This is a genomic window from Rahnella sp. ATs2 (assembly GCF_051851855.1).
Taxonomy (GTDB): domain Bacteria; phylum Pseudomonadota; class Gammaproteobacteria; order Enterobacterales; family Enterobacteriaceae; genus Rahnella; species Rahnella variigena.
In genome coordinates this window covers 33,335-59,686 of the sequence record NZ_JBLYPL010000021.1, presented here as the reverse complement: position 1 = coordinate 59,686, position 26,352 = coordinate 33,335, and the positions used below count along the sequence as shown (strand labels likewise).

The 26,352-nt window shown below is 51.0% G+C and carries 22 protein-coding genes; 10 read left to right on the top strand and 12 right to left on the bottom strand.

From position 1 onward, the window contains the following. Positions 1-201: 201 nt before the first annotated feature. Together ACJY2G_RS20315 and ACJY2G_RS20310 are read left to right on the top strand one after the other, a co-directional pair. Complete coding sequence (locus ACJY2G_RS20315) at positions 202-1,803, top strand: MFS transporter (RefSeq protein ID WP_430319046.1); 1,602 nt, start codon at positions 202-204, stop codon at positions 1,801-1,803. 56 nt (positions 1,804-1,859) lie between these two features. Next, positions 1,860-2,891, top strand: coding sequence for an HlyD family secretion protein (locus ACJY2G_RS20310; RefSeq protein WP_430319047.1), 1,032 nt, complete (start codon positions 1,860-1,862; stop codon positions 2,889-2,891). 81 nt (positions 2,892-2,972) lie between these two features. Here ACJY2G_RS20310 and mdoC read toward each other — a convergent pair whose 3' ends face one another. After that, positions 2,973-4,157: a glucans biosynthesis protein MdoC gene (mdoC, locus tag ACJY2G_RS20305; RefSeq protein WP_430319048.1), complete on the bottom strand. Its 1,185-nt coding sequence runs from the start codon at positions 4,155-4,157 to the stop codon at positions 2,973-2,975. Positions 4,158-4,489: 332 nt separating this feature from the next. On the opposite strand from mdoC, the gene ACJY2G_RS20300 reads away from it, so the two are divergent. The 3 genes from ACJY2G_RS20300 to ACJY2G_RS20290 all read left to right on the top strand — a co-directional run bounded on the left by ACJY2G_RS20300 (position 4,490) and on the right by ACJY2G_RS20290 (position 9,050). Next, positions 4,490-6,025, top strand: coding sequence for a glucan biosynthesis protein G (locus tag ACJY2G_RS20300; protein WP_430319049.1), 1,536 nt, complete (start codon positions 4,490-4,492; stop codon positions 6,023-6,025). Continuing rightward, on the top strand, positions 6,018-8,600 hold the full coding sequence (mdoH, locus tag ACJY2G_RS20295) for a glucans biosynthesis glucosyltransferase MdoH (protein WP_430319050.1): 2,583 nt from the start codon (positions 6,018-6,020) through the stop codon (positions 8,598-8,600). Before ACJY2G_RS20300 ends, mdoH begins: the two co-directional genes overlap by 8 nt. Positions 8,601-8,804: 204 nt before the next feature. Continuing rightward, positions 8,805-9,050 carry a YceK/YidQ family lipoprotein gene (locus tag ACJY2G_RS20290; protein ID WP_112291169.1) on the top strand — a complete coding sequence of 82 codons (246 nt, stop codon included), beginning with the start codon at positions 8,805-8,807 and terminating at the stop codon, positions 9,048-9,050. 16 nt (positions 9,051-9,066) lie between these two features. Here ACJY2G_RS20290 and ACJY2G_RS20285 read toward each other — a convergent pair whose 3' ends face one another. Further along, positions 9,067-9,474: a MysB family protein gene (locus tag ACJY2G_RS20285; RefSeq protein WP_112291168.1), complete on the bottom strand. Its 408-nt coding sequence runs from the start codon at positions 9,472-9,474 to the stop codon at positions 9,067-9,069. A 213-nt stretch (positions 9,475-9,687) separates the two neighbouring features. On the opposite strand from ACJY2G_RS20285, the gene ACJY2G_RS20280 reads away from it, so the two are divergent. Continuing rightward, positions 9,688-10,086, top strand: coding sequence for a VOC family protein (locus ACJY2G_RS20280; RefSeq protein WP_430319051.1), 399 nt, complete (start codon positions 9,688-9,690; stop codon positions 10,084-10,086). 33 nt (positions 10,087-10,119) lie between these two features. Here the strand turns inward: ACJY2G_RS20280 and mdtG are convergent, their stop codons facing one another. The 4 genes from mdtG to ACJY2G_RS20260 form a co-directional block, all read right to left on the bottom strand. Next, positions 10,120-11,358 (bottom strand): multidrug efflux MFS transporter MdtG, encoded by a 1,239-nt coding sequence (gene mdtG / locus ACJY2G_RS20275; RefSeq protein WP_430319052.1) that lies wholly within the window; start codon positions 11,356-11,358, stop codon positions 10,120-10,122. Positions 11,359-11,642: 284 nt separating this feature from the next. Next, positions 11,643-12,077 carry a DoxX family protein gene (locus tag ACJY2G_RS20270; RefSeq protein ID WP_430319053.1) on the bottom strand — a complete coding sequence of 145 codons (435 nt, stop codon included), beginning with the start codon at positions 12,075-12,077 and terminating at the stop codon, positions 11,643-11,645. 210 nt (positions 12,078-12,287) lie between these two features. After that, the gene (locus tag ACJY2G_RS20265) at positions 12,288-13,223 is read right to left on the bottom strand and encodes a Kdo(2)-lipid IV(A) acyltransferase (protein WP_120160600.1); all 936 of its coding nucleotides are present in this window, start codon (positions 13,221-13,223) and stop codon (positions 12,288-12,290) included. A gap of 340 nt (positions 13,224-13,563) precedes the next feature. Continuing rightward, on the bottom strand, positions 13,564-14,661 hold the full coding sequence (locus tag ACJY2G_RS20260) for an NADH:flavin oxidoreductase/NADH oxidase (protein ID WP_439292035.1): 1,098 nt from the start codon (positions 14,659-14,661) through the stop codon (positions 13,564-13,566). A 229-nt stretch (positions 14,662-14,890) separates the two neighbouring features. On the opposite strand from ACJY2G_RS20260, the gene trhO reads away from it, so the two are divergent. After that, on the top strand, positions 14,891-15,946 hold the full coding sequence (trhO, locus tag ACJY2G_RS20255) for an oxygen-dependent tRNA uridine(34) hydroxylase TrhO (RefSeq protein ID WP_120506115.1): 1,056 nt from the start codon (positions 14,891-14,893) through the stop codon (positions 15,944-15,946). A 66-nt stretch (positions 15,947-16,012) separates the two neighbouring features. Here the strand turns inward: trhO and ACJY2G_RS20250 are convergent, their stop codons facing one another. Both ACJY2G_RS20250 and ACJY2G_RS20245 read right to left on the bottom strand, forming a co-directional pair. After that, entirely contained in the window at positions 16,013-16,588 is a 576-nt protein-coding gene (locus tag ACJY2G_RS20250) for a YceI family protein (RefSeq protein ID WP_120160736.1), read from the bottom strand. Between the two features lie 64 nt (positions 16,589-16,652). After that, the gene (locus ACJY2G_RS20245) at positions 16,653-17,198 is read right to left on the bottom strand and encodes a cytochrome b (RefSeq protein ID WP_112291157.1); all 546 of its coding nucleotides are present in this window, start codon (positions 17,196-17,198) and stop codon (positions 16,653-16,655) included. 561 nt (positions 17,199-17,759) lie between these two features. Between ACJY2G_RS20245 and ACJY2G_RS20240 the strand changes: the two genes are divergently transcribed. From ACJY2G_RS20240 to ACJY2G_RS20230, 3 genes are read left to right on the top strand one after another with little or no spacing between them, the layout of a single operon-like run. Then, positions 17,760-18,920, top strand: coding sequence for an efflux RND transporter periplasmic adaptor subunit (locus tag ACJY2G_RS20240; protein WP_430319056.1), 1,161 nt, complete (start codon positions 17,760-17,762; stop codon positions 18,918-18,920). 9 nt (positions 18,921-18,929) lie between these two features. Continuing rightward, the gene (locus ACJY2G_RS20235) at positions 18,930-22,025 is read left to right on the top strand and encodes an efflux RND transporter permease subunit (RefSeq protein WP_430319057.1); all 3,096 of its coding nucleotides are present in this window, start codon (positions 18,930-18,932) and stop codon (positions 22,023-22,025) included. 19 nt (positions 22,026-22,044) lie between these two features. Beyond that, the gene (locus tag ACJY2G_RS20230) at positions 22,045-23,082 is read left to right on the top strand and encodes an AI-2E family transporter (RefSeq protein ID WP_430319058.1); all 1,038 of its coding nucleotides are present in this window, start codon (positions 22,045-22,047) and stop codon (positions 23,080-23,082) included. A 2-nt stretch (positions 23,083-23,084) separates the two neighbouring features. On the opposite strand, the gene ACJY2G_RS20225 is transcribed toward ACJY2G_RS20230, so the two are convergent. The 4 genes from ACJY2G_RS20225 to bssS all read right to left on the bottom strand — a co-directional run bounded on the left by ACJY2G_RS20225 (position 23,085) and on the right by bssS (position 26,117). After that, positions 23,085-23,543, bottom strand: a complete 459-nt coding sequence (locus ACJY2G_RS20225; RefSeq protein ID WP_439292034.1) for a MarR family winged helix-turn-helix transcriptional regulator — start codon at positions 23,541-23,543, stop codon at positions 23,085-23,087. 190 nt (positions 23,544-23,733) lie between these two features. After that, positions 23,734-24,402, bottom strand: a complete 669-nt coding sequence (locus ACJY2G_RS20220) for a response regulator transcription factor (protein WP_430319060.1) — start codon at positions 24,400-24,402, stop codon at positions 23,734-23,736. 202 nt (positions 24,403-24,604) lie between these two features. Then, entirely contained in the window at positions 24,605-25,720 is a 1,116-nt protein-coding gene (solA, locus tag ACJY2G_RS20215) for an N-methyl-L-tryptophan oxidase (protein ID WP_430319061.1), read from the bottom strand. 142 nt (positions 25,721-25,862) lie between these two features. After that, positions 25,863-26,117, bottom strand: coding sequence for a biofilm formation regulator BssS (bssS, locus tag ACJY2G_RS20210; RefSeq protein ID WP_013576258.1), 255 nt, complete (start codon positions 26,115-26,117; stop codon positions 25,863-25,865). Positions 26,118-26,352 lie beyond the last annotated feature (235 nt).

The following is a 26,352-nucleotide window of genomic DNA, read 5'->3' as shown; positions in this document are numbered from 1 at the left end:
TAGCTCATCGGATGAAAAACAATTTTTAATCACATTGCAATACACTGCACCGTATTATAGTATTTCCTCTTGTATCGCAATGTGGTGCATTGCATCGAAATATATGTGATCCACCCGATGTTTGAACCTCATACGGTACAAAACCTGCCTTTTCCTCTCACCGCACCCATAAAGCGGTGAAGTTAACGAGTTGATGAATCTATGAATCAGTCAGTCACGGCGGCACCTGCCGCCACGATGCCTGTTCCGCAGCCTTTCACCCTGAGGCTGGTGATCGGGCTAATCGGCGTATTAATCGCCTCGCTGTGTTCAGGTCTTAACGACCGTGTCACTGATATCGCGCTCGCGGATGTGCGTGGCGCATTGAGTATCAGTTCGGATCAGGGTTCCTGGCTGATTGGTGCTTATCAGGCTGCGGAAGTATCAGCCATGATGCTGGCACCGTGGTTTGCTATGACGTTTTCGCTGCGTCGTTTCACTCTGTTTGTCACGACGGGCTTTCTGGTTCTGGCTGCGGTTCTGCCTTATTCCCCCAATTTGCCCGTATTTATCGCACTGCGTGCTGTGCAGGGGATTTTTGGCGGTGCGTTGCCGCCGTTGCTGATGACTGCGGCACTGCGTTTTATGCCACCGCACCTCAAGTTATTCGGGCTGAGTGCCTATGCGCTGACGGCGACATTCGGACCCAATATGGCCACTTCACTGGCGGCAATCTGGACGGATTACGTTGGCTGGGAATGGGTATTCTGGCAGGTGATCCCGCCGTGTCTTCTGGCCTTCGCCATGGTTGCTTACGGTCTGCCGCAGGATCCGTTGCGGCTTGAACGGTTTAAACAGATGGATACCGTGGGAATGCTGACCGGGCCCGCCGGAATTACTTTGTTAGTGCTGGCGCTGCAGCAGGGTGAGAGGCTGGACTGGTTCAACTCTCCTCTTATCACGCTGATGTTTTTTGGCGCACTTGGTTTGCTGATACTTTTCCTGGTAAACGAATGGCACCATCCGTTGCCTCTTTTCAAATTACAGATGTTGCGTCGGCATAATCTGGCACATGGCCTGATCACGCTCTTCGCGCTGATGTTTCTCTTCTTATCCGGCTCGGCATTGCCTGCCAGCTATATGGAGCAAGCTGGCGGATTCCGCGCGGTGCAGGTCGGTCCGCTGGCGCTGACAATAGGTTTGCCGCAATTATTGCTCGCACCGCTGGTGGCCTTCGTGCTGACCATGCGCTGGATAGACAGTCGCTGGGTGCTGGCTTGCGGGTTAGGGCTGGTGGGTTTGTCCTGTTTTCTGGGAATGCAGATCACCGGTGTCTGGTCGCGCGAAAACTTTTATTTGATCCAGATAATGCAGGCTTTCGGACAACCGATGGCGGTGCTGCCAATTCTGATGAGCGCCACCAGCGTGGTTCAGCCTCAGGAAGGGCCTTTTGCGTCAGCGATGTTCAACACTACCCGCGGGCTGGGCAGTGTCATGGGCGGCTCCCTTGTGGCCGTTTTTGTCAGCCATCGTGAACAATTCCATTCCAACATTTTACTTAATCATGCCGGCAGTGTGAGTTATCTGCTGTCCCAGCCTTATGCCGGTGACAGCACTTTTTTAGCGCCGCTGAACAGCACAGGTGCAGCGATTTCGACAGAGGTCCTTGCTCAGTTTTCCAAAGGCGTGAAGCGACAGGCGCTGGTGCTGGGGATATCCGACACCTATATGGTCATCATCGTGCTGGCACTGTTTCTGGTTTTGCTGGCCGCCGTTTTGCCGAAACGAACTTATCCGCCTCAGTCGCTGGTTAGACGCCCCTGAATGCAGCATCACCTGACTATTTGAATTCACTATAAAAAAAACGAGAGAAAAGAATCATGACTAAAACCTCATCCGTTCGCCTGAGCTGGCTGATTGCCGCTGTGGTGGTGATTATTCTGGCGGTCGTCGCTTTCTGGATCCTCAGCGGCAACTCAAGGCCTGTTACCGATGATGCCTTTGTTTCTGCTGATTCCACGCTGGTCGCTCCGCGGATTTCTGGCACTATCGCCGAGGTCTATGTGCAGGACAACCAGAGCGTGAAGGCGGGGGATGTGCTGGCAAAAATAGACGACCGGGATTACCGCAATGCCGTGCAGACTGCGGAAGCTAATCTGGAAACAGCCAATGCGCAGATGCTCAGCCTGACTGCACAACTGGCTAAGCAGCAACAAACTATTTTGCAGGCGCAGGCACTGGTGAATTCGGATGCTGCAAGCATTGCCTATGCGCGCCAGAGTGCGGATCGCTACAAAAGACTGCTGCAAAATGGCTCTGGCACTGCCGATGCACGTGACGAATCCGATGCCAATTTACGTGCGAAACTGGCGTCGCAGCAAAGTGATATAGCCGCGGCACTGGGTGCTGAAAAGCAGGTGGATGTCCTGAAAGCACAGCAGGCGCAGGCAAAAGCCGGAATCGATTCAGCGGCGACAGCGCTGGCGCAGGCTCAACTGAACCTTTCTTATACTGAAATTACTGCGCCAGTGGATGGCATCGTCGGCCAGCGCTCTTTGCGTATTGGCGGATATGTCAGCGCAGGCACACGCGTTCTGGCGATTGTGCCACTCAGGGACGCGTATATTGTGGCGAACTACCTGGAAACTCAACTGGGTGATGTGCATACCGGGCAGCCGGTAGAAATTAAAGTCGATGCGCTGCCGGGCGTGGTGCTGAAAGGTAAAGTGGACAGTATCTCGCCGGCAACCGGCGTGACGTTTTCACCGATTTCACCTGATAACGCGACAGGGAATTACACTAAAGTTGTGCAGCGGCTGGCCGTGAAAATTGTGCTGGATGCGCATCAGCCTGATGCCCGTCGTCTGAAAGTGGGGATGTCGGTGATCCCGTCGATTCAGACAGCGCGCTGATAAAGCGCCGGCTCAGCAATTAAAAAGGCGGCTCTGCATCAGCAGGGCCGCCTTTTCTTTATGTCCGCTCCGCAAAAGGGATCAGGATGCCTGATTTTGGGGAGGCGTTGGCTCAGATGCGTTTTTCTTTGCCGGATGCTGCGGTTTACCTGAGAACAGGAAACGCAGGATCGGGATGCGTTTGTGAACCTCATAAAGGAAGAACGCGATACCGAACACAAACACCAGTCCCAGGAAGAAGCCCAGCCAGTCGCTGTGAATTTTCGGCGTAATAAATGCACCGTAAATCAGCGTTAACGGATGGTGGATCAGATAGATGAACAGCGATGAATTCACCAGATAGGTTATCCATGGCGCCTGGAAATTCAGCAGATAATGGCTGAACGAGAACACCACGTTAACCATCAGGATGCCCAGCAGGGTAGTGATGATGGCATCAATTTCCATCGAATAAAGCTGCGGGGTATTCACATGCTGATTGAACATGTAAGCCACGAACAGGAAGATGCTGACCACGCCCGCTGTTGCCGAAGGTTTCAGGAACAACTCTTTAAGCCAGGAGAATTTATAAGCAAACGCACCGATGATGAAAAATGGCAGATAAAACAACGTCTGCATAACGATGAAATTAAAAGCACCGTTCGACAGTAGCTCGGGTGCAAAAAGATACAGGCTTCTGTTAAATGCCGCGTAAATTAATCCGATGAACAAAAATATAATTGAGAGTTTTCCTAAGCTGTTTGTACGGCTTTTAATAATTTGAATACGACTACTCTTAATTTCTTTAATGAATTTGAACAGGTAAAAACAAATACTGGTAAGAATAACTAACGTTAACAGGAACCATAAATGAGAGACCAGTTCCCAGACGGTGGTATTAATTTTCTGATAAAAACCCATGCTGTCCCAGCCGGAGAATTTATCGGTAAATTTCATCAGGAAATACAACTGCGGAATAGTGATGAGCGGGAAGGCCGCCGCCAGCGGGATGGCGACACGCTCCAGACGTACCTTTAGCCATTGCTGGGGATTGTAGCGCTCATAGAGCATATAAGAAAAATACCCTGAGATAACAAAGAATACCTGCATCCGGAAGGCGTGAATGACATCATTGAATATTGTCAGGCCGTGAGAAGGTATTGCACTGTTTACCGCCCAGATATGGCTGGAGTAAATCAATGATATATGGAAAGGAATACCCAGCAGCATCAAATATGCGCGGATTGAGTCTAAGAAGAACTCACGTTGAGGTTTTTGTTCTTTCATTACGTATCCGTGGTAGAGAGCTCATCCTAATTTTAGAGCGTGATTTGTCTTTAGGCCTAATTTTACCCGTAAGCAAAAATGACCTTCGTTGACATTAGTTTAGTTTCTAACCTTAAAACATGCTTTGTTATAGGACAAGTTTCCATAGCCGGAGTTTCAACGAATTGATATCCTTGTACCCTGTCGCGCTTAAACGGTTCATCAATGGCTGAACCATCGACTGCTCAAGTTGTCGGAAACCTGACACTTCCCTTAAAATAGTTACAGTTAACGAGTTAAGCGCGCGTAAAGGAGACAAGGTGTCGGATAAAAATTTTTCCATAGGGTCACGTATGATCAAAGTCCGTTTGCTAAGTGCCGCAGTGTTGATGACCATGTTCACCTCATCTGCCTGGGCTTTTTCTATAGATGATGTTGCCAAACAAGCGAAGGCATTAGCCGATAAAGGTTACGAAGCGCCGAAAAGCAATCTTCCGTCTCAGTTCCGCGATCTCAAATTCGCAGATTACCAACAAATTCAATTCAATCATGATAAAGCGTACTGGAAAAACCTGAATACGCCTTTCAAGCTTGAGTTTTATCATCAGGGTATGTACTTCGATACGCCGGTTAAAATCAACGAAGTGACGGCGAACTCAGTTAAAGAAATCAAATACAGCCCGGACTACTTCAACTTTGGCAACGTCAAACATGACGCTGACTCAGTGAAAAACCTCGGCTTTGCCGGCTTTAAAGTGCTTTACCCGATCAATAAAGCCGACAAAGATGATGAAATTATGAGTGTGCTGGGTGCCAGCTACTTCCGCGTGATCGGTAAAGGTCAGGTTTATGGCTTGTCCGCCCGTGGTCTGGCAATCGACACGGCACTGGCTTCCGGCGAAGAATTCCCGCGTTTCCGTGAATTCTGGATCGAGCGTCCAAATCCGGATGAAAAACATTTAGTCATTTATGCGTTGCTGGATTCTCCACGTGCAACCGGTGCTTACCGTCTGGACGTTTATCCGGGTAAAGAAGCGACGGTGGATGTGCAGTCTCAGGTTTATCTGCGCGACAAAGTGGGCAAGCTGGGTGTGGCACCATTAACCAGTATGTTCCTGTTTGGCGCCAATCAGCCTTCACCGGTACTGAACTACCGTCCGGCGCTGCATGATTCCAACGGTCTGTCGATTCACGCCGGTAACGGTGAATGGATCTGGCGTCCGCTGAACAATCCGAAACACCTTGCGGTTAGCCAGTTCTCAATGGAAAACCCGAAAGGCTTCGGTCTGCTGCAACGTGGTCGCAGCTTCTCCAACTTCGAAGATTTGGACGATCGTTACGACTTGCGTCCGAGCGGTTGGATTGAGACCAAAGGCGACTGGGGCAAAGGTAAAGTTGAGCTGGTCGAAATTCCGACGGCTGATGAAACCAATGACAACATCGTTGCTTTCTGGACGCCGGAGCAATTGCCTGATGCAGGCAAACCGCTGAGTCTGAACTATCGTCTACACTTCACCCGTGAAGAGGAGAAATTACATTCTCCTGATCTGGCGTGGGTTGAACGGACAATGCGTTCTACCGGTGATGTGAAACAGTCGAACCTGATCCGTGAGCCAGATGGCAGTGTTGCTTTCCTGATTGATTTCGTCGGTCCAAATCTGAAAGCACTGAAGAGCGATACGCCGGTGGCGTCTCAGGTCAGCGTTGGTGACAACGGTGATCTGGTTGAAAACTCCGTCCGCTATAATCCTGTCACTAAAGGCTGGCGTCTGACGCTGCGCCTTAAAGTGAAGGATCCGAAGAAAGCGATCGAAATGCGCGCTTCTCTGGCCAATGGCGACAAAACTCTGAGTGAAACCTGGAGCTATCAGCTGCCTGCAAATGAATAAGTCAACGCACTCTACTCAAGATTATGTAGAAGCTTTGCCGCTTACTGATGAACAGAAAGCGGCGCTCACTCAGCAGCTTCCCGTTGCTGAAGAGCAGGCTTTTGCAACCGTCCATCACCGCTTAGGCGGTGATGTGTCGGCCATCGTTGATGCTGCGGATCCTGATGCCCCTTTGGTGTCAGTCAAAGCACGCGTCAGCGCAAGCTGGCCAGACGCCCGGGAGAAGGGTTCTCTGGACGAAGTCGATAATGAAGGCCGTACCATCGCCAGCGCGATGCCACCGGTTAAACGCTCCAGCATGTTCCCTGATGTCTGGCGCACCAACCCGGTCGGTCGCTTCTGGGATAACCTGATGGGGCGTAGTGCGGCTTCCCGCCATCGTGCCTCAGAAATGCCTGAGTCGGAAAAGCGCTGGCGTCATGCCGGTTCTGTTCGTCGTTATATCCTGCTTATCCTGATGCTGGTTCAAACGGCGATCGCTACCTGGTACATGAAAACTATCCTGCCTTATCAGGGCTGGGCGCTCATCGACCCAAGCGATATGCTGAATCAGGACTGGCAACAGTCGGTTCTGCAATTGCTGCCTTATGTCTTACAGACCGGAATTCTGGTGCTGTTTGCGATTCTGTTCTGCTGGGTTTCGGCCGGTTTCTGGACCGCACTGATGGGCTTTTTGCAATTGCTCATCGGTCGTGACAAATACAGCATTACAGCATCGACTAAAGGCAATGAGCCGCTGAATCCGAACAACCGTACTGCGCTGATCATGCCAATTTGTAACGAAGACGTGGAGCGCGTTTTCGCGGGTCTTCGTGCAACGTATGAATCAGTCAAAGCCACGGGTGACCTGGATCAGTTCGATATTTACGTGCTCAGCGATAGTTACGATCCTGATATCTGCGTAGCGGAACAAAAAGCCTGGATGGAAGTGTGCCGTGACGTCGAAGGTCACGGGCGTATTTTCTATCGCCGTCGCCGCCGTCGTGTGAAACGTAAAAGCGGAAACATTGATGACTGGTGCCGTCGCTGGGGCGGGGAATATGCCTACATGGTTATTCTCGATGCCGACAGCGTCATGAGCGGTGAATGTCTGACCGGCCTGGCTCGTCTGATGGATGCTAACCCGAACGCCGGTATTATTCAGTCTGCGCCAAAAGCATCAGGTATGGATACGCTGTATGCGCGTTGCCAGCAGTTTGCGACCCGCGTATACGGCCCGCTGTTCACCGCCGGTCTGCACTTCTGGCAGCTGGGCGAATCTCACTACTGGGGCCACAACGCGATTATCCGCGTGAAGCCGTTCATCGAACACTGTGCGCTGGCGCCATTGCCAGGTGAAGGTTCATTTGCCGGTTCCATCATGTCTCATGACTTTGTGGAAGCCGCGCTGATGCGCCGTGCAGGCTGGGGCGTGTGGATTGCCTATGATCTGCCGGGCAGTTACGAAGAGTTACCGCCAAACCTGCTGGATGAGCTGAAACGCGACCGCCGCTGGTGTCACGGTAACCTGATGAACTTCCGTCTGTTCCTGGTTAAAGGGATGCACCCGGTTCACCGTGCGGTGTTCCTGACGGGCGTGATGTCTTATCTTTCTGCTCCGTTGTGGTTTACGTTCCTCGCGTTGTCTACCGCATTGCAGGTCGTTCATACGCTGATGGAACCGCAATACTTCCTGCAACCCCGTCAGTTGTTCCCGGTGTGGCCGCAGTGGCGTCCTGAACTGGCGATAGCCCTGTTCTCGACCACCATGGTCTTGCTGTTCCTGCCGAAGCTGCTGAGTATTGTGCTGATCTGGGCAAAGGGCGCGAAAGAGTTTGGCGGCGCATTCCGTCTGCTGGTTTCGATGTTCCTCGAGATGTTGTTCTCGGTGCTGCTTGCGCCGGTACGTATGCTGTTCCACACCGTTTTCGTGGTCAGCGCGTTCCTGGGCTGGGAAGTGGTCTGGAACTCACCGCAGCGTGATGATGATGACACGCCATGGGGCGAAGCCTTCAAGCGTCACGGATCTCAGCTGTTGCTGGGTGCTGTCTGGGCTGCCGGTATGGCATGGCTGGACTTGCGTTTCCTGTGGTGGCTGGCGCCAATCGTCTTCTCTCTGATCTTGTCGCCGATTGTTTCGGTGTTGTCGAGCCGTGCAACGCTCGGGATTAAGAGTAAACGAGCCAAACTGTTCCTGATCCCGGAAGAGTACAATCCTCCGCGTGAACTGGTAGCGACTGAAGAATATCTGACGCTGAACCGTGAACGTAAGCTGCAAAATGGCTTCATGCACGCGGTATTTGATCCGGGCTTCAACGCACTGGCAACGGCGATGGCAACGTCCCGCCACCTGCTGCGTGATGCCGTTGAAAACGGTCGTCGTGCTCATCTGGAACATGCGCTGAAAACTGGTCCGAAGGATCTGGGTAAAGCGGATCGTCTGATTCTGCTGAGTGATCCGGTGCTGATGGCACGTTTACACTCTGCGGTGTGGACACAACCGGATCAGCAGGCATGGGGTGCATACTACAACCAGCTGCCTCGTAACGTACAGGCGTTCCCTGTTACGCAGACGCTGGAAGTAAAACCCGCCTGACTGACAGTGCAGGGCTAAAAACGGGCAGTATGTGCAAACATACTGCCCGTTTTCTTTATGCGTGAAGACAGGTAATCTTTAGCGGATTACGGTGTAAATTTTACCTCCCCTTAACATTGAAAGTGTCACGCGCGTGCTAAGCTCAGAGCGCAATTTTGCGCTAAAAAGCGTGCTTCTTTTAATTTGATTCGACAGGTTGTGTGAGTGATTAAACGGGTTGTTTTACGGGGATGTGTGCTGGCTTTACTGACCACTCTGCTTGCCGGATGCGGCAGTATTATCAGCCGTACCGTTCCGGGGCAGGGACATGGCAATCAGTATTATCCCGGCGTGCAGTGGGATTTGCGTGACAGCCCGTGGCGTTACGTCACCGTCATTGACGTCCCTTTATCAATGATTGTCGACACTTTTATGTTGCCGATTGATGCCCGCCACGGGCCTTATGAATGAGTCTTAATCCGCGCCCTTAATCAATATCGCGGCCGGGATATTCGTCTTCATCATCCCATTCTTCCGCTGCGGCTTCACCTTCTTCGGTATCAAGCTGCGGCTCGTGCTGGAATTCGCCTTCATCCCATTCATATAACGTGGCTTCGTCATCCCACTCTTCTTCGAGTTCTATCTGATCATAGTCCTCGTCAAAGATAGCCTGCGCTGCCGCGCCGCTGCGGAAAGTCAGTGCGTCGACAGCTTCGCCTTCACCGGTGAAAAATTCTGCCTGCCACATGATATCGCCATCCTGCATGATGTATTTTTGCAGGTTGAACTGATCCGGAACGGGCTCCTCATCACCATGGATCCTGTCTTGCGCAGCTTCGAGAAATTCTTCGCGGGCGGCATCAATAGCTTCTTCAAGCGTTGCGTACATGCTCATTGTTGTCTCCTGGATTGAAAGGAAAATAGGGGGGCAGCAAATAGCGTTATTAATGAACAAGTAACGACCATCTGACAGTGAAAAACCTGATTAAATGATTGTTGTCGATAACTGGCAGGATGCAAGTTTTCAGACCAAATCAGTCGGATTTTTTTCTGCTATTCTCAATTTCTTGCTGGTGATTTTCATCGGACAAAAAGAGAGAAGGTACAAATGGTTTCACGACAGGCAGTTATGCGGGTGGCGCGTCCGACGGATAATCTTGAATCGTTGGCGCGGATGTATTGCGAGGGGCTGGGTTTCGGGGAGATCGGCCGTTTTAGCGATCATCAGGGCTTTGATGGTGTGCTGGTAGGGCATCCGCATCACCATTATCATCTGGAGTTCACGCATCACCACGGCACATCAGTTGGGCGGGCGCCGACGCAGGACAATCTCCTGGTGTTCTATATCCCGGATAACGAGGAATGGCGTAGTCAGTGTGAGCTGATGTCAAAAGCGGGCTTTATCGCCGCGCCATCGTTTAATCCTTACTGGGATGAATGCGGTAAAACCTTTGAGGATATTGATGGTTATCGCGTGGTTCTGGCTCAGCGTGACTGGCGCGCCTAGCGTCAGTACAAGCCTTGCGACGCCAGTCAGGCGCTAGTCCGCAATGGCCTGTTTAGGGCGGCGTTGCAGACACCAGTACGAATATCCCGCATTGAACAGCACGACCATCGCCGTAACGAAAAATACCGTACGGAAGCCGTAACTGGCGGATACCGCCGCGCCCAGTAAAGGACCCGTGACGTTCCCGACGTCGCGGAAAGACTGGTTGTAACTGAACACGCGTCCGGCAACCTGATTGGTACAGTTATAAATCAGCAGCGTCTGCACGGCGGGAAGCAGGGCGCCATCGCAGGCACCCAGCAGAAAGCGCAAAATACCGAGTTGTAATGGCGTCTGGACAAAAGCCATGGGGATCAGAAGCAACACTGACAGTGCCAGCATCGCCACCAGAATTCGCTCCGGGCCAATCCGGTCGCCAAGTTTGCCCAAACGGGGCGCACTCATCAGCGCGGCCACGCCAGGTACCGACGCAATCATCCCACTGATGAACGCCAGATTTTGCGTATTTCCCGCCAGTTCACGCACATATAACGTCAGGATCGGCGCAATTGAGCCGGTCGCAATCTGAATAATCAACGTAGTGACGAAAAGACATAACACCAGCTTGGGGTTTTTCAGCGAAGCAAAAACTTGCTTACGGTTGAGTATGTCTTTTTTATTCACCGGCACGAACTGCTCGCGGATGAAATACAGCGTCATCAGAAAACACAGGAATAACACGCAGGCGGTGATGAAGAATACCGGACGCAAACCGTAGCTGTCGGCGAGTAACCCTCCGACCAGCGGGCCGATCAGTGCGCCACTGACCGCACCGGTAGATAACGTGCCCAGCGCCCAGCCGCTTTTATTGCGCGGGATTTGGGTGGCGATCAGCGCATTGGCATTAGGGACGAATCCGCCAAGAAGCCCGAGGAGCGCACGCAGGATCAGGAATTGCCAGATATTTTGTGCGAAGCCCATCAGCACCATAACAATCGCCATGCCCAGCGCGGAACGCAGCAGCATGAGCTTACGGCCTTTACGGTCGGCGAGTCCGCCCCAGAAAGGCGAAGCGATAGCAGAAAACAGGAAAGTAATACTGAAAACCAGCCCCGACCACATATTCAGGGATTCATGGCCGGTGACACCGAGGGTTTCTATATACAAGGGCAGGAACGGCATGATCAGGCTGAATGCGGCACCGGTCAGGAAGCAGCCAATCCAGGCGACATACAGATTACGTTTCCAGTTTATAGGATCTGGTGCGATTTCAGGTTCAGGTGCCGGAGTCATAAAATACCGAAAAATGAGGTCAGGTTCGCTCTGGAATGACAGACGAAAACAAGACAGAGCACAAGTAACAATCAATTGGCATGATAATTATGCGCCTAATTATCATTCACTTCAATGATGTTAATGAACTGTAACAGTAAGAACTAAAATACAGGTTTAAAAAAATCAGGGAGTGAAGAAGATCAAACGAAGGGTGAAAAATGCAAAAAAAAACGGCCAGCAACGAAGCTGACCGCGACAGACACAGATTTAATAACAGCCAGGATGACGCAAAAAAAGACCGGTCAACGCAAGGCTTCGTTTTTCATAACGGAATAACGGCCACTGCCCAGGAACATGATCACCATACCGCCGAAGAAGTACATGGCTTCACCTTCCAGACCCCAGGCTCCGACTTCTGTGGTGGTAAAGAACTTGCCGGCGACGACCAGGAACACAGCGACTAAAATATTGAAGGCCATTACCAGCGCAGCAGGGCGGGTGAAAATACCCAGGATAATCAGAACCGGCGCAATCACTTCGCCAATGTAAGCGCCATAAGCGATAAAACCAGGCAGACCGTCAGCCTGCAACATCTGGGCAATCCAGCCGACACCGTTTTCTATTTTAGCCACGCCATGAAATAAAATGAGAATACCAAAAGTCAGGCGTAACAGCAGCTTACCGAAATCCTGATGATCAATGGCGCGGGTAAAAGAAGCGTTCAGTTTAGCCAACATAATGTGTTCCTTTTGAAGGTAACATGCCCGGGTGCAGGCAGGGTGTCACGCGGCTCCAAAATCAGCGGAGTAATCACGTGGAGAAATTATGCAGAGAGTATTGGCCTAAACGGGATGGGATAAAATCTGATAACTTTGAAGATGTCTGTCAAAAAAACTGTCGAAGCAAATCAAAAAACCGGCAGAACCTGAGTCCGCCGGTTTTGTTCGTTAATCCCTGAGGGCTTTATAGAGCGACGGTTCCCCTTGCGGGCGCGTTTTGAAGCGGCGGTGCAGCCACATATATTGCTCCGGCGCCTGGCGGATTTCGTTCTCAACCACTTTATTCATATACGTCGCGGCGACCACTTCATCATCCAGCGGGAAGTCAGCCACCTGAGGATGAATGATCATCTCATAGCCTTTTCCACCCGGCAGACGGCGCGGGGTGAACGGGATAATGGCCGGTTTGCCCATCCGCGCCAGCAGGTAGGTGCCGGTGGTCGTGGCGGCTTTATCCACGGCAAAGAAAGGAACGAACACGCTGGCACGCGGGCCATAGTCGTGATCCGGCGCATACCAGATGATGTCGCCCTGCTTGAGACTACGGATCATACCTTTGAGGTCTTTGCGATCGAGCATCCCTTTGTTCGAACGCATACGTCCTTTGGTCTGGATCCAGTCCATCAGCTTATTATCATGCGGACGGTAAACGCCCACGCCCGGGTTGTGAATGCCGAAAATGCGGGCGCCCAGCTCCAGCGTCAGGAAGTGTACGCCTATCAGCAACACGCCCTGTTTGTTGTCACGTGCGTGCTGGATATGCTCCAGACCGCTGACTTTGAACCAGCGCTCGATACGCCAGTCCGGCCAGAACCAGGCCATGCCGGTTTCAAATAAGCCCATCCCCACGGATTCGAAGTTTTTCACCACCATATCTTCACGCTGTTCCGGGTGCATATCCGGGAAACATAATTCGATATTACGCCGCGCAATTTTATAGCGGTGTTTGAGAAAACGCATAGAGAAGCGGCCCAGTCCGGTGCCAATTCGATAAATGACCGGATAAGGTAATAATACCAGCGCATACAGCAAGCCCAGACCAAGCCAGGTGATCCAGTAGCGTGGGTGAAGCAACGATCGGTTAAAGGTCGGTACCTGAGTCATAGATTCTCTGCGTCAATGGATCGAAGTAGAAAGTTTATAAGCTCTGTCTAGTGCAGCAGCCTGCCACGGAAATACGTCCATATTTCGATGGGAATAAAAGTTGTTTGTAATTATTTGCAGTAAAGTGAAACATTGTGGCATTTTTTTTGGATGAGGTGAAAATTCACGGCACTAATACCTCATTTTACTTATGGATTGGGTGAATGGAAAACAATTTGGTTTTTATCTACTCATCCGTTTTGCCATGGTATACATCGCATCAAATATCAGCAGAGAAACGGTTTTGTCAATGAAACAGGCAGCCCTGAAGGCTGCCTGTTGTGCTTTTGCGACTGAGGGGTTATTCCGAATGGAACAGACCTTTCAGCCTGTGAGGCTCACTGCGCCAGTACTGTTTCGGCGCCGAAACTTTGGCGCCCAGTTTCGCGGCAGCATGCCACGGCCAGCGCGGGTTATATAAAATGCCACGAGCGAGGGCAATCATATCAGCCTGACCGGTGCCGATAATGGCTTCAGCCTGCTCCGGTTCGGTGATAAGTCCTACGGCGATCACTGGCATGTTCACATAACGCTTGATGCCGTCAGCGAAAGGCACCTGATAGTTCGGGCCAACGGCGATTTTCTGCTGCGGACTCAGGCCGCCGCTGGAGACGTGAATATAGCTGCAACCCAGCTTGTCCAGCGCTTTAGCCAATTCAATGGATTGTTCCAGGTCCCAGCCACCTTCCACCCAGTCAGTGGCAGAGATTCGCACACCAATCGGTTTTTCAGCCGGGAATTCGGCTCGTATTTCCTGGAAGATTTCCAGCAGCAATCTCATACGGTTTTCCAGTGAGCCACCGTACTGATCCGTGCGCTGGTTCGACAATGGTGACAGGAACTGATGCAGCAGATAACCGTGCCCACCGTGCAGTTCGAGCAGGTCTAAGCCCAGACGATCCGCGCGGCGGACAGTCTCAACGTACGCTTTTTTCAGCTCATCAATACGCGCCAGAGACATCGCCTCAGGTGCTTCAGTGCCCTCTGTGAAAGCAATAGCGGAAGGTGCGACCGTTTGCCAGCCGCCAGCAGATTGTGGGATTTGCGCGCCACCGTTCCACGGCGCAGCGCAGGAGGCTTTGCGACCGGCATGTCCCAGTTGCAGACCCAGCGGCATTTTGCTGTTGGCGCGCAGGCCGGAAATCAAATCTTTCATTGCTGCTTCAGTGGCATCGTCCCATAACCCCAAATCCTCGGCAGAGATACGTCCTGCGGCTTCAACGGCAGTGGCTTCAAGGATGAGCAGACCGGCACCGGAGAAGGATAACTGCCCCAGATGGGCGTGATGCCATGCAGTAGCTTTCCCCTCATCGGAGGAATACTGGCACATTGGAGCGATCACAATGCGGTTTTCCAGCGTCAGCTCGCCTAAGGTAATTGGTTCAAAAAGCTTACTCATATTTCATGCCCCTTAAATTCAGCGTAGTGAAGAGTTCCCAAGGATGGGTGACATCTAAGAATAGGTTATCGCATTTAAAACATGGGCAATGAACAGCAGGTGTTTTTCTTATGACGAATTTGCAACGGAAGATGTCCTCGTTGTTGCTTTAATGTATAATCTTGCCGCTTCAAAAGTAGCTATTCGGTATCCAATAGTTAAATTCCCCTGAAAGACAGGAACGTACACCATGCCAGTGTTACATAACCGTATTTCTAATGAGGAACTCAGGGCGCGCATGTTGGCTGAAACAGAGCCGCGCACCACCGTTTCTTTTTATAAGTATTTCCAGCTCGAAGATCCGAAAACCTTCCGCGATGCTTTGTATGTCAGCCTGACACGTCTTAACGTGTTTGGTCGTATTTACGTGGCAAAAGAAGGGATTAACGCGCAAATCAGCGTTCCGCAGAGCAAGTTTGAGGCGTTTAAAACCGAGCTGTTTTCCAGCCATCCGGCGCTGGATCAAATTCGTCTGAACGTGGCGCTGGAAGACGACGGTAAATCCTTCTGGGTGCTGCGTCTCAAAGTGCGTGACCGTATCGTGGCGGACGGGATTGATGATGATTCTTTCGATCCTTCTAACGTGGGGGAGTATCTGAAAGCCGAACAGGTCAACGCCATGATTGACGATCCGGACACGCTGTTTGTTGATATGCGTAACCACTACGAATATGAAGTGGGGCATTTTGACAAAGCGATAGAAGTGCCATCGGATACCTTCCGCGATCAGCTGCCAATGGCCGTTGATATGCTTAAAGAAGACAAAGACAAAAAAATCGTGATGTATTGCACGGGTGGGATCCGCTGTGAAAAAGCCAGCGCCTATATGCTGCATAACGGTTTTAAGAATGTGTATCACGTTGAAGGCGGCATTATTGAATATGCGCGCCGTGCGAAAGAGCAGGGCTTACCGGTCAAATTTAAAGGCAAAAACTTTGTCTTTGATGAACGCATGGGTGAGCGTATTTCTGATGACGTGATCGCGCATTGCCACCAGTGTGGCGAAGCGTGCGACAACCACACCAATTGTAAAAATGACGGCTGCCATCTGTTGTTTATTCAGTGCCCGACGTGTGCGGCGAAGTTTGACGGTTGTTGCAGCGAAATCTGTATGACCGAACTGAAATTGCCGGTGGAAGAACAGCGTGCGCTGCGCGCTGGCCGTGAAAACGGCATCAAGATTTTCAATAAGTCCAAAGGCCTGTTGCAAACCACCATGCATATTCCTGCTCCGGAAAACGACTGACTGGTGTCTGAATGACAAAAAGCCCTGAACGGCATTCGCTGTTCAGGGCTTTTTTGGCCCAGTGAATTACTTCTCCTGCACACCTTCCACGGAAATAATCAGCTCCACATTCTGAGACGCAGGGCCCAGATCGGTGGTGATGCCGTAATCTTTCAGCGCGATAGTGCCTGCGGCTTCAAAGCCTGCACGATAGCCGCCCCACGGATCCTTGCCCTGACCGAGCAATTTGGCCTGAAGGGTCAGCGGTTTGGTGACGCCGTTGAGAGTGAAATCACCGGTAACTTCCAGATCCTCACCTTCTTTTTTCACTGACGTTGATTTGAACGTTGCCTGCGGATGTTTGCCGACATTCAGGAATTCAGCGCTGCGCAGATGTTTGTCACGTTCGGCATGATTGGTAAACACGCTGGTGGTGTTGATGGTCACATTCACTTTATCCGCCGCTGGGTCTTTCTCGTCGAAAGTGAATCCGCCGTCAAAATCGTTAAAGCTGCCGTAGAGCCAGCTGTAACCTAAATGTTTGATACGAAATTCGATAAAGGCGTGCTGACCTTCTTTATCAATTTTGTAATTTGCTGCGGTGGCAGAACCGGCGGCCAGTAACAGGGATGCCAGCGTCAGTCCCAGAGTGGTTTTTTTCAACATGGTTATTCTCCGTTTATCCATAATGTGAACAACATAAGTAAAGAGCAGAACGTTAACCGGATCAGCGCCCCAGCATGCGTGTCAGGGTGCTGTCGCGGTCAATAAAATGATGTTTAAGCGCTGCAAGCGCGTGGAACCCTGAGACAATCACAATGCCCCACGCCAGCCACAGATGCAGGGTGCCTGCAATGTCCGCCTGCTGATTCAATCCGAACAGCGTCGCGGGAAGTTCAAACCAGCCGAAGACGCTGACGGCCTGGCCTTCAGCGGTCGAAATGAGATAGCCGCTGATAAGAATGCCGAACAACCCGATAAATAACAGAACATGAGCAAGCCACGCGCCGATCCGGGTTTTCGCGCTATAGCTTTCAAGAGGCGCAGGCGGCGGTGAAATAAAGCGCCAGGCCAGACGAAATACCATGGCAATAAATACCAGCACGCCAATACTTTTATGTATTTCCGGCGCTCGGTGATACCAGGTGTCGTAATAACCCAGTCCGACCATCCACAATCCCAGTGCAAATAATCCGTAAACGGCCAGTGCAATAATCCAGTGAAGGATTACGGATATATGACCAAACCGGACGGGCGTATTTTTCCACAACATAAACAGGCAATCTCAACAAAGGCTTTTTGTGGAAATTAAACATTTAGAAACATTCTGGCAAACTATTATTTCCAAAAAAGACGATTAATTTTACTCTTTCATTATTTTTGATGTTCTTATCATGATCTTATTCAGTGCTTTCGTTTTATCTGCACGGCGGTACGGGTTTTTGAGTACAAGGCAGAGCTGGCAAGGGTTGTCAGTTTTTGTCATCGAAGGTAAAGTTTGCTTTTCTTCTAAAAATTTGAGTAAAAATAATGATTACTACAGTGATTAATAATATCGGATGTTTTTGGTTTCAGGTTTTTTGAATGAATGAGGATCTGGAGTAACGCAGTGTTTATGTCGTAAAGACTCAATGTTTCTTAAAGAAAGCGTAAAGACTTTTAGGGTTTTGTTCAGACCTGATCGAGATCAGCTTATGCAATAGGATGATATTTATAATCCTTTTTAATTCCAATTAGGAATATTTTTATTGTCTTATATTTGATGTTTCCTGATGAGGTTTCTTTCCCTGAATTCAAAGAGAGCGGCATCCGGCATCACATGGAGAGTGACACTATGTTTACTGCAACAAAACGGTTCACTGCAACAAAACGTTTTGCCGCCATTCCGGTACTGCTGGCATTATTCATCGCCCCGCAGGTCGTTCAGGCTGCGCAGCCCCTGCCGGTAGTAACCGCTGCCACTATCAAAACCCAGGCTGACGGCGTTGGCCGCACTTATCTCGGGCGCCTTGAGGCCGTTCAGGCGGTGAATATTACCAGCCGGACGGAAGGATTTATTGCCCGCCGCGCCTTTGAAGAAGGGCAGTTCGTGAATGCCGGGGATCTGCTGTATGAAATCGAACCGGCCCTGCATCAGGCTGCGGTTGCTCAGGCAAAGGCTCAACTGGACAGTGCCAATGCCACCGCGCGCCACGCCCAGACACATCTGAACCGTATTCAGCGTCTGGGAGATGCGCGAACGGTAAGTCAGTCCGATGTCGATACCGCGCTCGCCGCACGTGATACCGCCCGCGCAGCCGTGGCGCAAGCGCAGGCTGCATTGAAAACGCAGGAACTTCAGCTCAGTTACACCCGTATCACCGCGCCCATTTCGGGGCGCATCGGCGTGAGTCATTTTCATACCGGCAGTCTGGTCAGCCCGGCCAGCGGTGTAATGACGGAAATTGTGCAACTTGATCCCGTTCGCGTGGTGATTTCGGTCAACGAGCGGGATGTTCTTAGCGCGACGCATACCAGCGGTGACCTCGGACAGGCATTTTCTGATACCCATATGGCTTTGTCCCTGCGCTTATCGGATGGTTCACCCTATATGAAAACGCCGGTGTTTGAGTCACTGGGTAACCGCATCGAAGCACAGACAGGAACGTTGCCGGTCAGGCTGACGGTCGCCAATCCTGAGCATCGTTTATTGCCGGGCGGAACAGTCAATGTCACCGCCCAGCCGCGCACAGGGGATCAGCTGCCGGTATTGCCGGCGCAGGCTCTGCAGCAAAATGCGACAGGATATTTTGTTCTGCTGGTGAATGCTGAACAGCGCATCGAGGCGCGTCCTGTCCGGCTTGGCGCACAAACTTCTCACGGCTATTTCGTGGCTGAAGGATTGCAGGGCGGCGAAAGTGTCGTGACGGAAGGCCTGCAACAGATTCAGCCAGGCATGAAGGTCAGTGTACGGGACGCTTCTGACGTCTCAGCCGCCGCTGCTAAGAAAGGTTAAGGAACAACGATGCTTCAGCAATTTATCAAAAGACCCCGTTTTGCGGTGGTGATCGCGCTGGTGACGGCGCTGTTGGGTGCCGTTGCACTGAAGGTGATCCCGGTCGAGCAGTATCCTGATATTACGCCACCGGTGGTTTCGGTCAGCGCCACCTATCCCGGTGCCAGCGCGCGCGATGTGGCGGAATCCGTCGCTGCGCCTATTGAAGCGCAGGTCAATGGCGTCAGTAATATGTTGTATATGTCATCGAACAGCGGCAATAACGGCAGTTACACGCTGACCATTACCTTTGCCAGTGGCACCGATCCGGACACCGCGGCCGTGGAAGTCCAGAACCGTATTTCTCAGGTCAGCTCGCGTCTTCCGCCGGAAGTGCTAAGCACGGGTGTATCGGTGCGTAAACAGGCGTCTAATATTCTGATGGGGATCAGCCTGCTTTCACCAAAAAATACGCACGACAAATTATTTATCAGTAACTTTGCCAGCATTCAATTGCGCGATGCGCTGGCGCGTATTGATGGCGTAGGTGATGTCAGGGTTTTCGGTTCGCGTGATTACAGTATGCGGATCTGGCTGGATCCGAACAAAATGGAAGCGCTGGATGTCAGCAGCATTGAAATCAGCACGGCTATCCGCGAGCAAAACGTACAGGCCGCTGCCGGACAGATTGGCGCGTCACCCAGTCCATCGATGCAGCAGCAAACCCTGACCATTAGCGGTGCCGGACGGCTGAGTTCGCCGGAAGAGTTCGGCAATATCATTGTGCGCAAGAATGCCAATGGCGGAACGGTTCGTCTGCGGGACGTCGCGCGAATTGAACTGGGCGCGCAGGATTATCAGGTCAATGCCACACTGAATCAGACGCCATCTGCGTTCCTGTCTGTATATCCCGCGCCGGGAGCGAATGCGCTTAATGTGGCCAATGCGGTGCGTGAAGAGATGACGCGTCAGGCGCGCAATTTTCCTCACGACCTCACCTATGAAATTAAATTCGACTCAACCCGTTTTGTCAGCGCTACGCTGGATGAAATCGCTGTTTCACTGGTGCTGACTTTTATCGTTGTTCTGACAATTGTGTATTTGTTCCTGCAAAGCTTGCGAGCGACATTCATCGTCGCGCTGACCATTCCGGTTTCGTTGCTCGGCACATTTGCTGTGCTGTACGCCTTTGGCTATTCCGCCAACACGCTGAGTTTGTTCGCCATTATTCTGGCCCTGACGGTGGTGGTCGATGATGCCATTGTGGTGGTAGAAAACGTCGAGCGTTTGATGATGGAAGACCCGTCTCTCGGACGCGTTGCCGCTACCCGCAAAGCCCTGAAGCAAATTGCGGGCCCGGTAATTGCGACGACCGTGGTTCTGCTGGCGGTATTTGTCCCGATTGCGGTTTTACCTGGCATTACCGGCGCCTTGTATCGTCAGTTTGCCGTTACATTGTCGGCTGCAGTGGTGCTTTCCAGTATCAATGCGCTGACGCTGACGCCGGCACTGTGCGCGACGTTGCTCAAACCGCGCCCTGAGAAACCCGCCCGCATTTTCCACCTCTTTAATCAGGGGCTGGACAGCGTGCGTGATAAGTATGTCAAAACCGCTGCGGGTCTGAGTAAACATGCCCTGACCAGCGTAGCGACGGTGCTGGTCATTACCGGCGCCTGCGTGTGGGGCTACAACAGCCTGCCAAAATCTTTTCTGCCGGATGAAGATCAGGGTTACTTCTTCGTGAATGTGCAGTTGCCAGATGGTGCATCCCTGAACCGGACTGACGCCGTGCTGGACCAGATGCAGACCCTTCTGGAGAAGGATCCTGCGGTGGAAGATGTGATCGCTATCAGCGGTTTTAGCCTGATGAGTGGCGGAAGTGCGCCCAATACTGCGTTCGGCATTGTATTGCTCAAACCCTGGGGTGAGCGCAGCGCAGTGGATCAGGTGATCGGTCGTCTGCAACCGGCAATGGCGGGCATTCCTTCTGCGATGATCATGGCGATAAATCCGCCGGCGATTTCCGGGCTGGGAACCGCTTCCGGACTGGATTTACGCCTTCAGGCATTGCAGGGGCAATCCCCGCAGGAACTTGCAGAAATTGGACGAACGATAATACAGGCGGCCAATCAAAATCCGCAGCTGAGCCGTGTCTTCACTACCTTCAGCGCCTCCGTACCGGAAATTGCCTTAAGCGTGGATCGCGATCGTGCCGCCATGATGCAGGTGCCCGTTGGCCGAATTTTCTCGACATTACAGATGTCTCTGGGCGGTGTGAATGTCAGCGATTTCATCAAGAACAACCGTTTGTTTAACGTGCAGATGCAAAATGAAATGGAAGATCGCCAGCGTGCGGACCAGATTTCGACACTCACTGTGCGCAGTGATAACGGTTCACTGGTAAGCCTTGGGAAAATGGTGGAGCTGACACCTTCACTGGGCGCGCCCTTTATTACGCAATATAACCAGTTCCCGTCGCTGGCGGTGAGCGGGGCGGCGGCGCCGGGCGTCAGTTCCGGTGAGGCGATGGCGCAAATGGAAAATATCCTCAGTGAAAAGTTACCGGCAGGCTATGGCTATGAATGGAGCGGAATGTCATTGCAGGAAATTCAGGCCGGAGGGCAGGCAATCCTTATTTATGCCGCGGCACTTCTGTTTGCCTATCTGTTCCTGGTGGCACAATACGAGAGCTGGAGCATTCCGCTGGTGGTCATGATTTCGGTTATTTTTGCGGTATTTGGCGCTATCGGCGGCCTGCATTTAGCGGGATTAAGTAACGATGTCTATGCTCAAATTGGCATGGTGTTGCTCATCGGGCTGGCCGCGAAAAACGCCATATTGATCGTCGAGTTCTCCAAAGCGCGCAGGGAAGAAGGGGCAACCGTCCGCGAAGCCGCGCAGGAAGGGGCGAAACAGCGTTTTCGCGCTGTTATGATGACGGCCATTTCCTTCATTCTCGGCGTGTTACCTCTGGTAATGGCGTCAGGAGCGGGAGCCATGAGCCGTCATATTATCGGTGTCACAGTGTTTAGCGGCATGTTGCTGTCCACGACGGTGGGGATCCTGTTTATCCCCGCGCTGTATGTTCATATTCAGCGTTTACGTGAGTGGACGAAATCCCGCTAAAGGCATGAGGGAAAGAAATTTGCGTAAGACAATGGTGACAACTCAGGGCCTGAGGATCGTCGTGATGATGGCGATGCTGGTGGTGATATTTGCGGGCATTAAATCGGCAGCAGATATCATTGTGCCATTCATTCTGGCGCTGTTTCTGGCTTTCGTCCTCAATCCGCTGATTGTCTTACTGGGAAAATGGCGGGTGCCCCGGGCACTCGCGGTATTACTGGTTGCGACACTGACGGTATGCCTGATGGTGTTTCTGACCACCAAGTTGCTGATGACCCTGAATGAGTTTGCCCGCACATTACCGCAATATCGCGGGCTAATTGCAGCAAAGCTGATCGAAATTGATGCCTGGTTCCACTGGTCAGAATTTTCATTAACACCTGAACAACTGGCCGGCTATATTGATCCGGCCTTCATGCTCAATCTGGTCAGCAAGCTTATCAGCTATCTGTCTAATGCCATGGCGGGTTTATTTTTACTGCTGATGACCGTCGCCTTTATGCTGCTCGAAGTTCCGCAACTGCCTTATAAGGTGCAGCAGTTGTCCGAAGATCCGGGCAAGGGCATGGCGAATGTTCAGCGTGCGCTCGACAGCGTAACCCGTTATCTGGTGATCAAAACGTTGATCAGCGTCGTGACCGGGCTGGCGGTGTGGGCGTTGCTGGCCGTTATGGGGATCAGGTTTGCGTTTCTCTGGGGGATGCTGGCTTTTGCACTCAATTATATCCCCAACATTGGTTCCTTTATCGCGGCAATTCCTCCCATCACTCAGGCATTTTTGTTCAATGGCTTCAGTGAAGGTCTGATTCTGACCGGAGGATATATCCTGATCAATCTGCTGTTCGGCAGCATTATTGATCCGAAAATTCTTGGCCGCGGGCTTGGGCTTTCGACGCTGGTGGTGTTTGTATCGTTGATTTTTTGGGGATGGCTGATGGGGCCGGTGGGAATGCTGCTGTCAGTACCGCTGACCATTGTGCTGAAAATTGCACTGGAGCCGACCGCTGCTGGACACAAAATTGCCGTCCTGCTGGGCGACGGACCGCTGAAACGCTAATTTCAGTTCTGCTCTTCTATTCGCTGTGCGAGCATTTCGATGCTTTGCAGCGATATCAGTAATTGCTGACGGGCGGCTAGATCAAGCCCGTCAAACAATCTGTCGATGGCTTCCTGCTTGGGTTTTTTTACCTGCGCCAGTGCCTGTTTGCCGGCTTCTGTCAGCTCAAGCAATTGCGAACGGCGGTCAGTAGGATGGCGACGACGCACCAGTAAACCATCTCTGTCCATCGCATCTATCGCATCTGTGATCGTACGGGGAGATTGCTGAAGCACGTTGGCCAGCTCAGCCGGACGGCAGGTCCCTTCCTGGGCAATCGCTGTCAGCAGTTTTTCGCGTGCAAGAGAAAGCCCCTGAGCGGACATGGCGGCGTCTACTTGTTTACGCATCATCCGGATAACCGACAGCAGCGTTTCAGTGATCACCGCCGGAGTTGCATCGTCAGATGTGTGTTCAATCATATTGTGAGGCCGCTCAAAATTAGTCTGCTAACGTTGAGTTTATTGTATCCCTCCGCGGGCGGAGTGCAACCTGCCTGTGGCATGGAGTTTAAAGCACGACGGGTAAAGTGGAAGGTTTGAAGCGGAGAAATAGCGATGACAAAGCCACTTAATACCCTGACTGAACAGGATATTAATTAGCTTTGTTGGCTTAACTGTAGATTTTGTAAATCTGCTGAAGGTCATCTTTAATCTGACGACTGACGGGTGTTGCGGAAATATCATCGATCGGCCAGAACATATACTTGATTAGATTATAAACGAAGCAGAACTCCAGACGGTTACGGACTTTTATTTTTTGCGCCAGATGACGCTTGTGGACATAAACCGTTCGGCTGCTGATATTCAATTTTCTGGCGATGCGGTAGTTAGGCATTTCCGACATCCAGTAACTCATCACCAGAATCTCCTGATCGCTAAACAAGGTTCTGGGGGTCTTGAAATTATTAACTGGCATAAACGACTGCGGGTCTAAAGCTATCTCTCGTAATAATGACGTCAGTGACTGTTTGTTGAGAATAAATACTTCGCGGGTAACCGCAATCGGAGTATCACAATCAGGATAATTCGCATCGATATAACAGTATATACTTGCGCCGTGTCGAAACTCGAAGAAGTTTTTTAATTCCTGAGACAATTCGGAGTTGTGACAATACTTCGTCATGTTAACTAAGATAATGTCTGGCTGAAATTCAGGGATAGAGTCTAACGCCTGTGAAACATTCACTGCATCAATAATCTGGAGATTATTATTCTCAGCCAGATACGAGAAAATTCCTAATCGGGTAAAGCCACAGGGTTCAATAATTGAGATTTTCATGTCACGTCCTTGTCATGCGTGTCATTACGCGATGGAAACCACTCCTGTGATTTCTGCGGCTAGCATAGTTTTTTTTCTATAATGCTGTCAATTCGGAAATACCAGACTATTGATCTCGTTCAAAGCGAAATTAGAAATATTCCTTACAGAAATATAATGACAACCATCGTTAAATATCAACGATGGTTGAAACATTTTTACATTAACTGAATCTTGAGAGAGAAAAGGGTTCAAGATCAAAAGGAATAGGATGATTGTTAGCGAAGTAAGTAACTATTTCACCTAATACGCTGGCAAATTTGAAGCCATGCCCGCTTAACCCTGAAATAACCAGCGTATTTTTGTGGTCAGGCAGTGTATCTATAATGAAGTCTTCATCTTCAGTCATATCGTAAGTGCATGATGCACCGAGCAGACTGACCCCAACTCCGGGCAGGAAATGTCGGAAAAAATTGAAGGACTCGGTACCATCCTGACTGATTTTGCCGAAAGGTGACCGTTCCTCTGGTTCTGTGATCCACTGGCCCCCGTTGTGTTTTCCTAGTTTCAGGGCATCTTTGACAGAGGGGAAACCGTAGTACTGATCGCCTTGCTGTGTTTCAAGGGTAAATGCAGGGAAGTGGTTTTCCTCACTATAACGGCCATCTGCATGGAACCAGGCGAAAACTTTGCGCAGAGGTTTAACCGGCAATTCAGGCAGAATCCTGGTGACCCAGGTGCCCGCAGATACCAGCATTTTTGCCGCACTGTAGACGCCATCCGCCGTAGTCACCTCAACGCTGTTCTCATGCCATTGAATACTTTCAACCGGGCAATTAAACAATTGCGCGCATCCGGCTTCTCGTGCCAGACGGATATATGCGGTGACGGCCATTTCACATTGCAGATAACCGGAGTCAGGCTCAAACACGCCTGAATAACCGTCAGGTAACGTGAATAAAGGCCATTTATCACGGATATCCGCGGCGCTCAGGTTCTGTGTGTTCAGGTGATAGGTTTGTGCGCTGTGTTTTACATTGCCGATGAATTCAGAATTTTCAGGACCGATGTTGAGCACGCCGCTGCGATGAAAAATCTTCTCGCCGCTCAGTTCTGCCAGTTCATTCCACAGCGTTTGTGCCCTAAGCAGCATAGGTACATAACGCGCGCCTTCACCATAAGCATGGCGGATCAGACGGGTTTCACCGTGATGGCTGCCTGCCTGATGGGGCGGCATTGAACTGTCTATCATCAGCACCTTCAATCCGGCACGGGTGGCGTAGTAGCCCGCCGCAGAACCGACTGAACCGCTGCCGACGATAATGAGATCGTAATCCATATTTAAAAATTCCTGAGGTGAGTTTTTAACAAATAGGCTACAGGCATGATAGAGAGTTTACGACGGTGAAGGCAAGCAGGGCAGAGGCAAAGAAAAAGGCACCAGGATGAAATCGCTGGTGCCTCAGGCTGGCAGATTAAAATCAATGTTTTCGGTGATCACTGTATTCGTACTCGTTAGATTCTATCTTTTCAATGCCGGCTTCGAGAATGTTGATCAGTTGTCGGGCAACGTCGGTAGTTAACCACAAGGTTCTGTCTACCTGAGCATCCTCGGGTGTCTGGTCTTTTGAAGACAGGTAATGAAGACGTATCATCATGGCGTCATAAGAGTCGACGGTACTGATATCCCAACCAACAAGCGGGTGTGTCTGAATAACTTCATCATTTCTGTCCATATAGACCCCTTATATTGTAGTGACTAACGTGAGTGACTATCTGAGGATCAATGCGGCTCATTATCAGGTGAGCTTGTTCAGTATAAACAGTTAAATCGATTTATGGTGAGATTTGAGAGTATTAAATTGTAAATAATTTGTGGCGATTAATAATTCAGCAGAATAGTCCGAAGATTAACCAAAATTATTTTTTGGGGGAAGTGTGATTTATGCATTCCAATGGAATAAAAAACCG

Coding starts and splice junctions, on each gene's coding strand:
- bssS (WP_013576258.1), bottom strand. CDS start 26,117: ATGGACAGAAATGATGAAGTTATTCAGACACACCCGCTTGTTGGTTGG.
- mdoC (WP_430319048.1), bottom strand. CDS start 4,157: ATGAAAGAACAAAAACCTCAACGTGAGTTCTTCTTAGACTCAATCCGC.
- ACJY2G_RS20280 (WP_430319051.1), top strand. CDS start 9,688: ATGGTTTCACGACAGGCAGTTATGCGGGTGGCGCGTCCGACGGATAAT.
- ACJY2G_RS20265 (WP_120160600.1), bottom strand. CDS start 13,223: ATGACTCAGGTACCGACCTTTAACCGATCGTTGCTTCACCCACGCTAC.
- ACJY2G_RS20270 (WP_430319053.1), bottom strand. CDS start 12,077: ATGTTGGCTAAACTGAACGCTTCTTTTACCCGCGCCATTGATCATCAG.
- ACJY2G_RS20235 (WP_430319057.1), top strand. CDS start 18,930: ATGCTTCAGCAATTTATCAAAAGACCCCGTTTTGCGGTGGTGATCGCG.
- ACJY2G_RS20310 (WP_430319047.1), top strand. CDS start 1,860: ATGACTAAAACCTCATCCGTTCGCCTGAGCTGGCTGATTGCCGCTGTG.
- mdtG (WP_430319052.1), bottom strand. CDS start 11,358: ATGACTCCGGCACCTGAACCTGAAATCGCACCAGATCCTATAAACTGG.
- mdoH (WP_430319050.1), top strand. CDS start 6,018: ATGAATAAGTCAACGCACTCTACTCAAGATTATGTAGAAGCTTTGCCG.
- ACJY2G_RS20245 (WP_112291157.1), bottom strand. CDS start 17,198: ATGTTGTGGAAAAATACGCCCGTCCGGTTTGGTCATATATCCGTAATC.
- ACJY2G_RS20285 (WP_112291168.1), bottom strand. CDS start 9,474: ATGAGCATGTACGCAACGCTTGAAGAAGCTATTGATGCCGCCCGCGAA.
- trhO (WP_120506115.1), top strand. CDS start 14,891: ATGCCAGTGTTACATAACCGTATTTCTAATGAGGAACTCAGGGCGCGC.
- ACJY2G_RS20300 (WP_430319049.1), top strand. CDS start 4,490: ATGATCAAAGTCCGTTTGCTAAGTGCCGCAGTGTTGATGACCATGTTC.
- solA (WP_430319061.1), bottom strand. CDS start 25,720: ATGGATTACGATCTCATTATCGTCGGCAGCGGTTCAGTCGGTTCTGCG.
- ACJY2G_RS20240 (WP_430319056.1), top strand. CDS start 17,760: ATGTTTACTGCAACAAAACGGTTCACTGCAACAAAACGTTTTGCCGCC.
- ACJY2G_RS20260 (WP_439292035.1), bottom strand. CDS start 14,661: ATGAGTAAGCTTTTTGAACCAATTACCTTAGGCGAGCTGACGCTGGAA.
- ACJY2G_RS20315 (WP_430319046.1), top strand. CDS start 202: ATGAATCAGTCAGTCACGGCGGCACCTGCCGCCACGATGCCTGTTCCG.
- ACJY2G_RS20220 (WP_430319060.1), bottom strand. CDS start 24,402: ATGAAAATCTCAATTATTGAACCCTGTGGCTTTACCCGATTAGGAATT.
- ACJY2G_RS20225 (WP_439292034.1), bottom strand. CDS start 23,543: ATGATTGAACACACATCTGACGATGCAACTCCGGCGGTGATCACTGAA.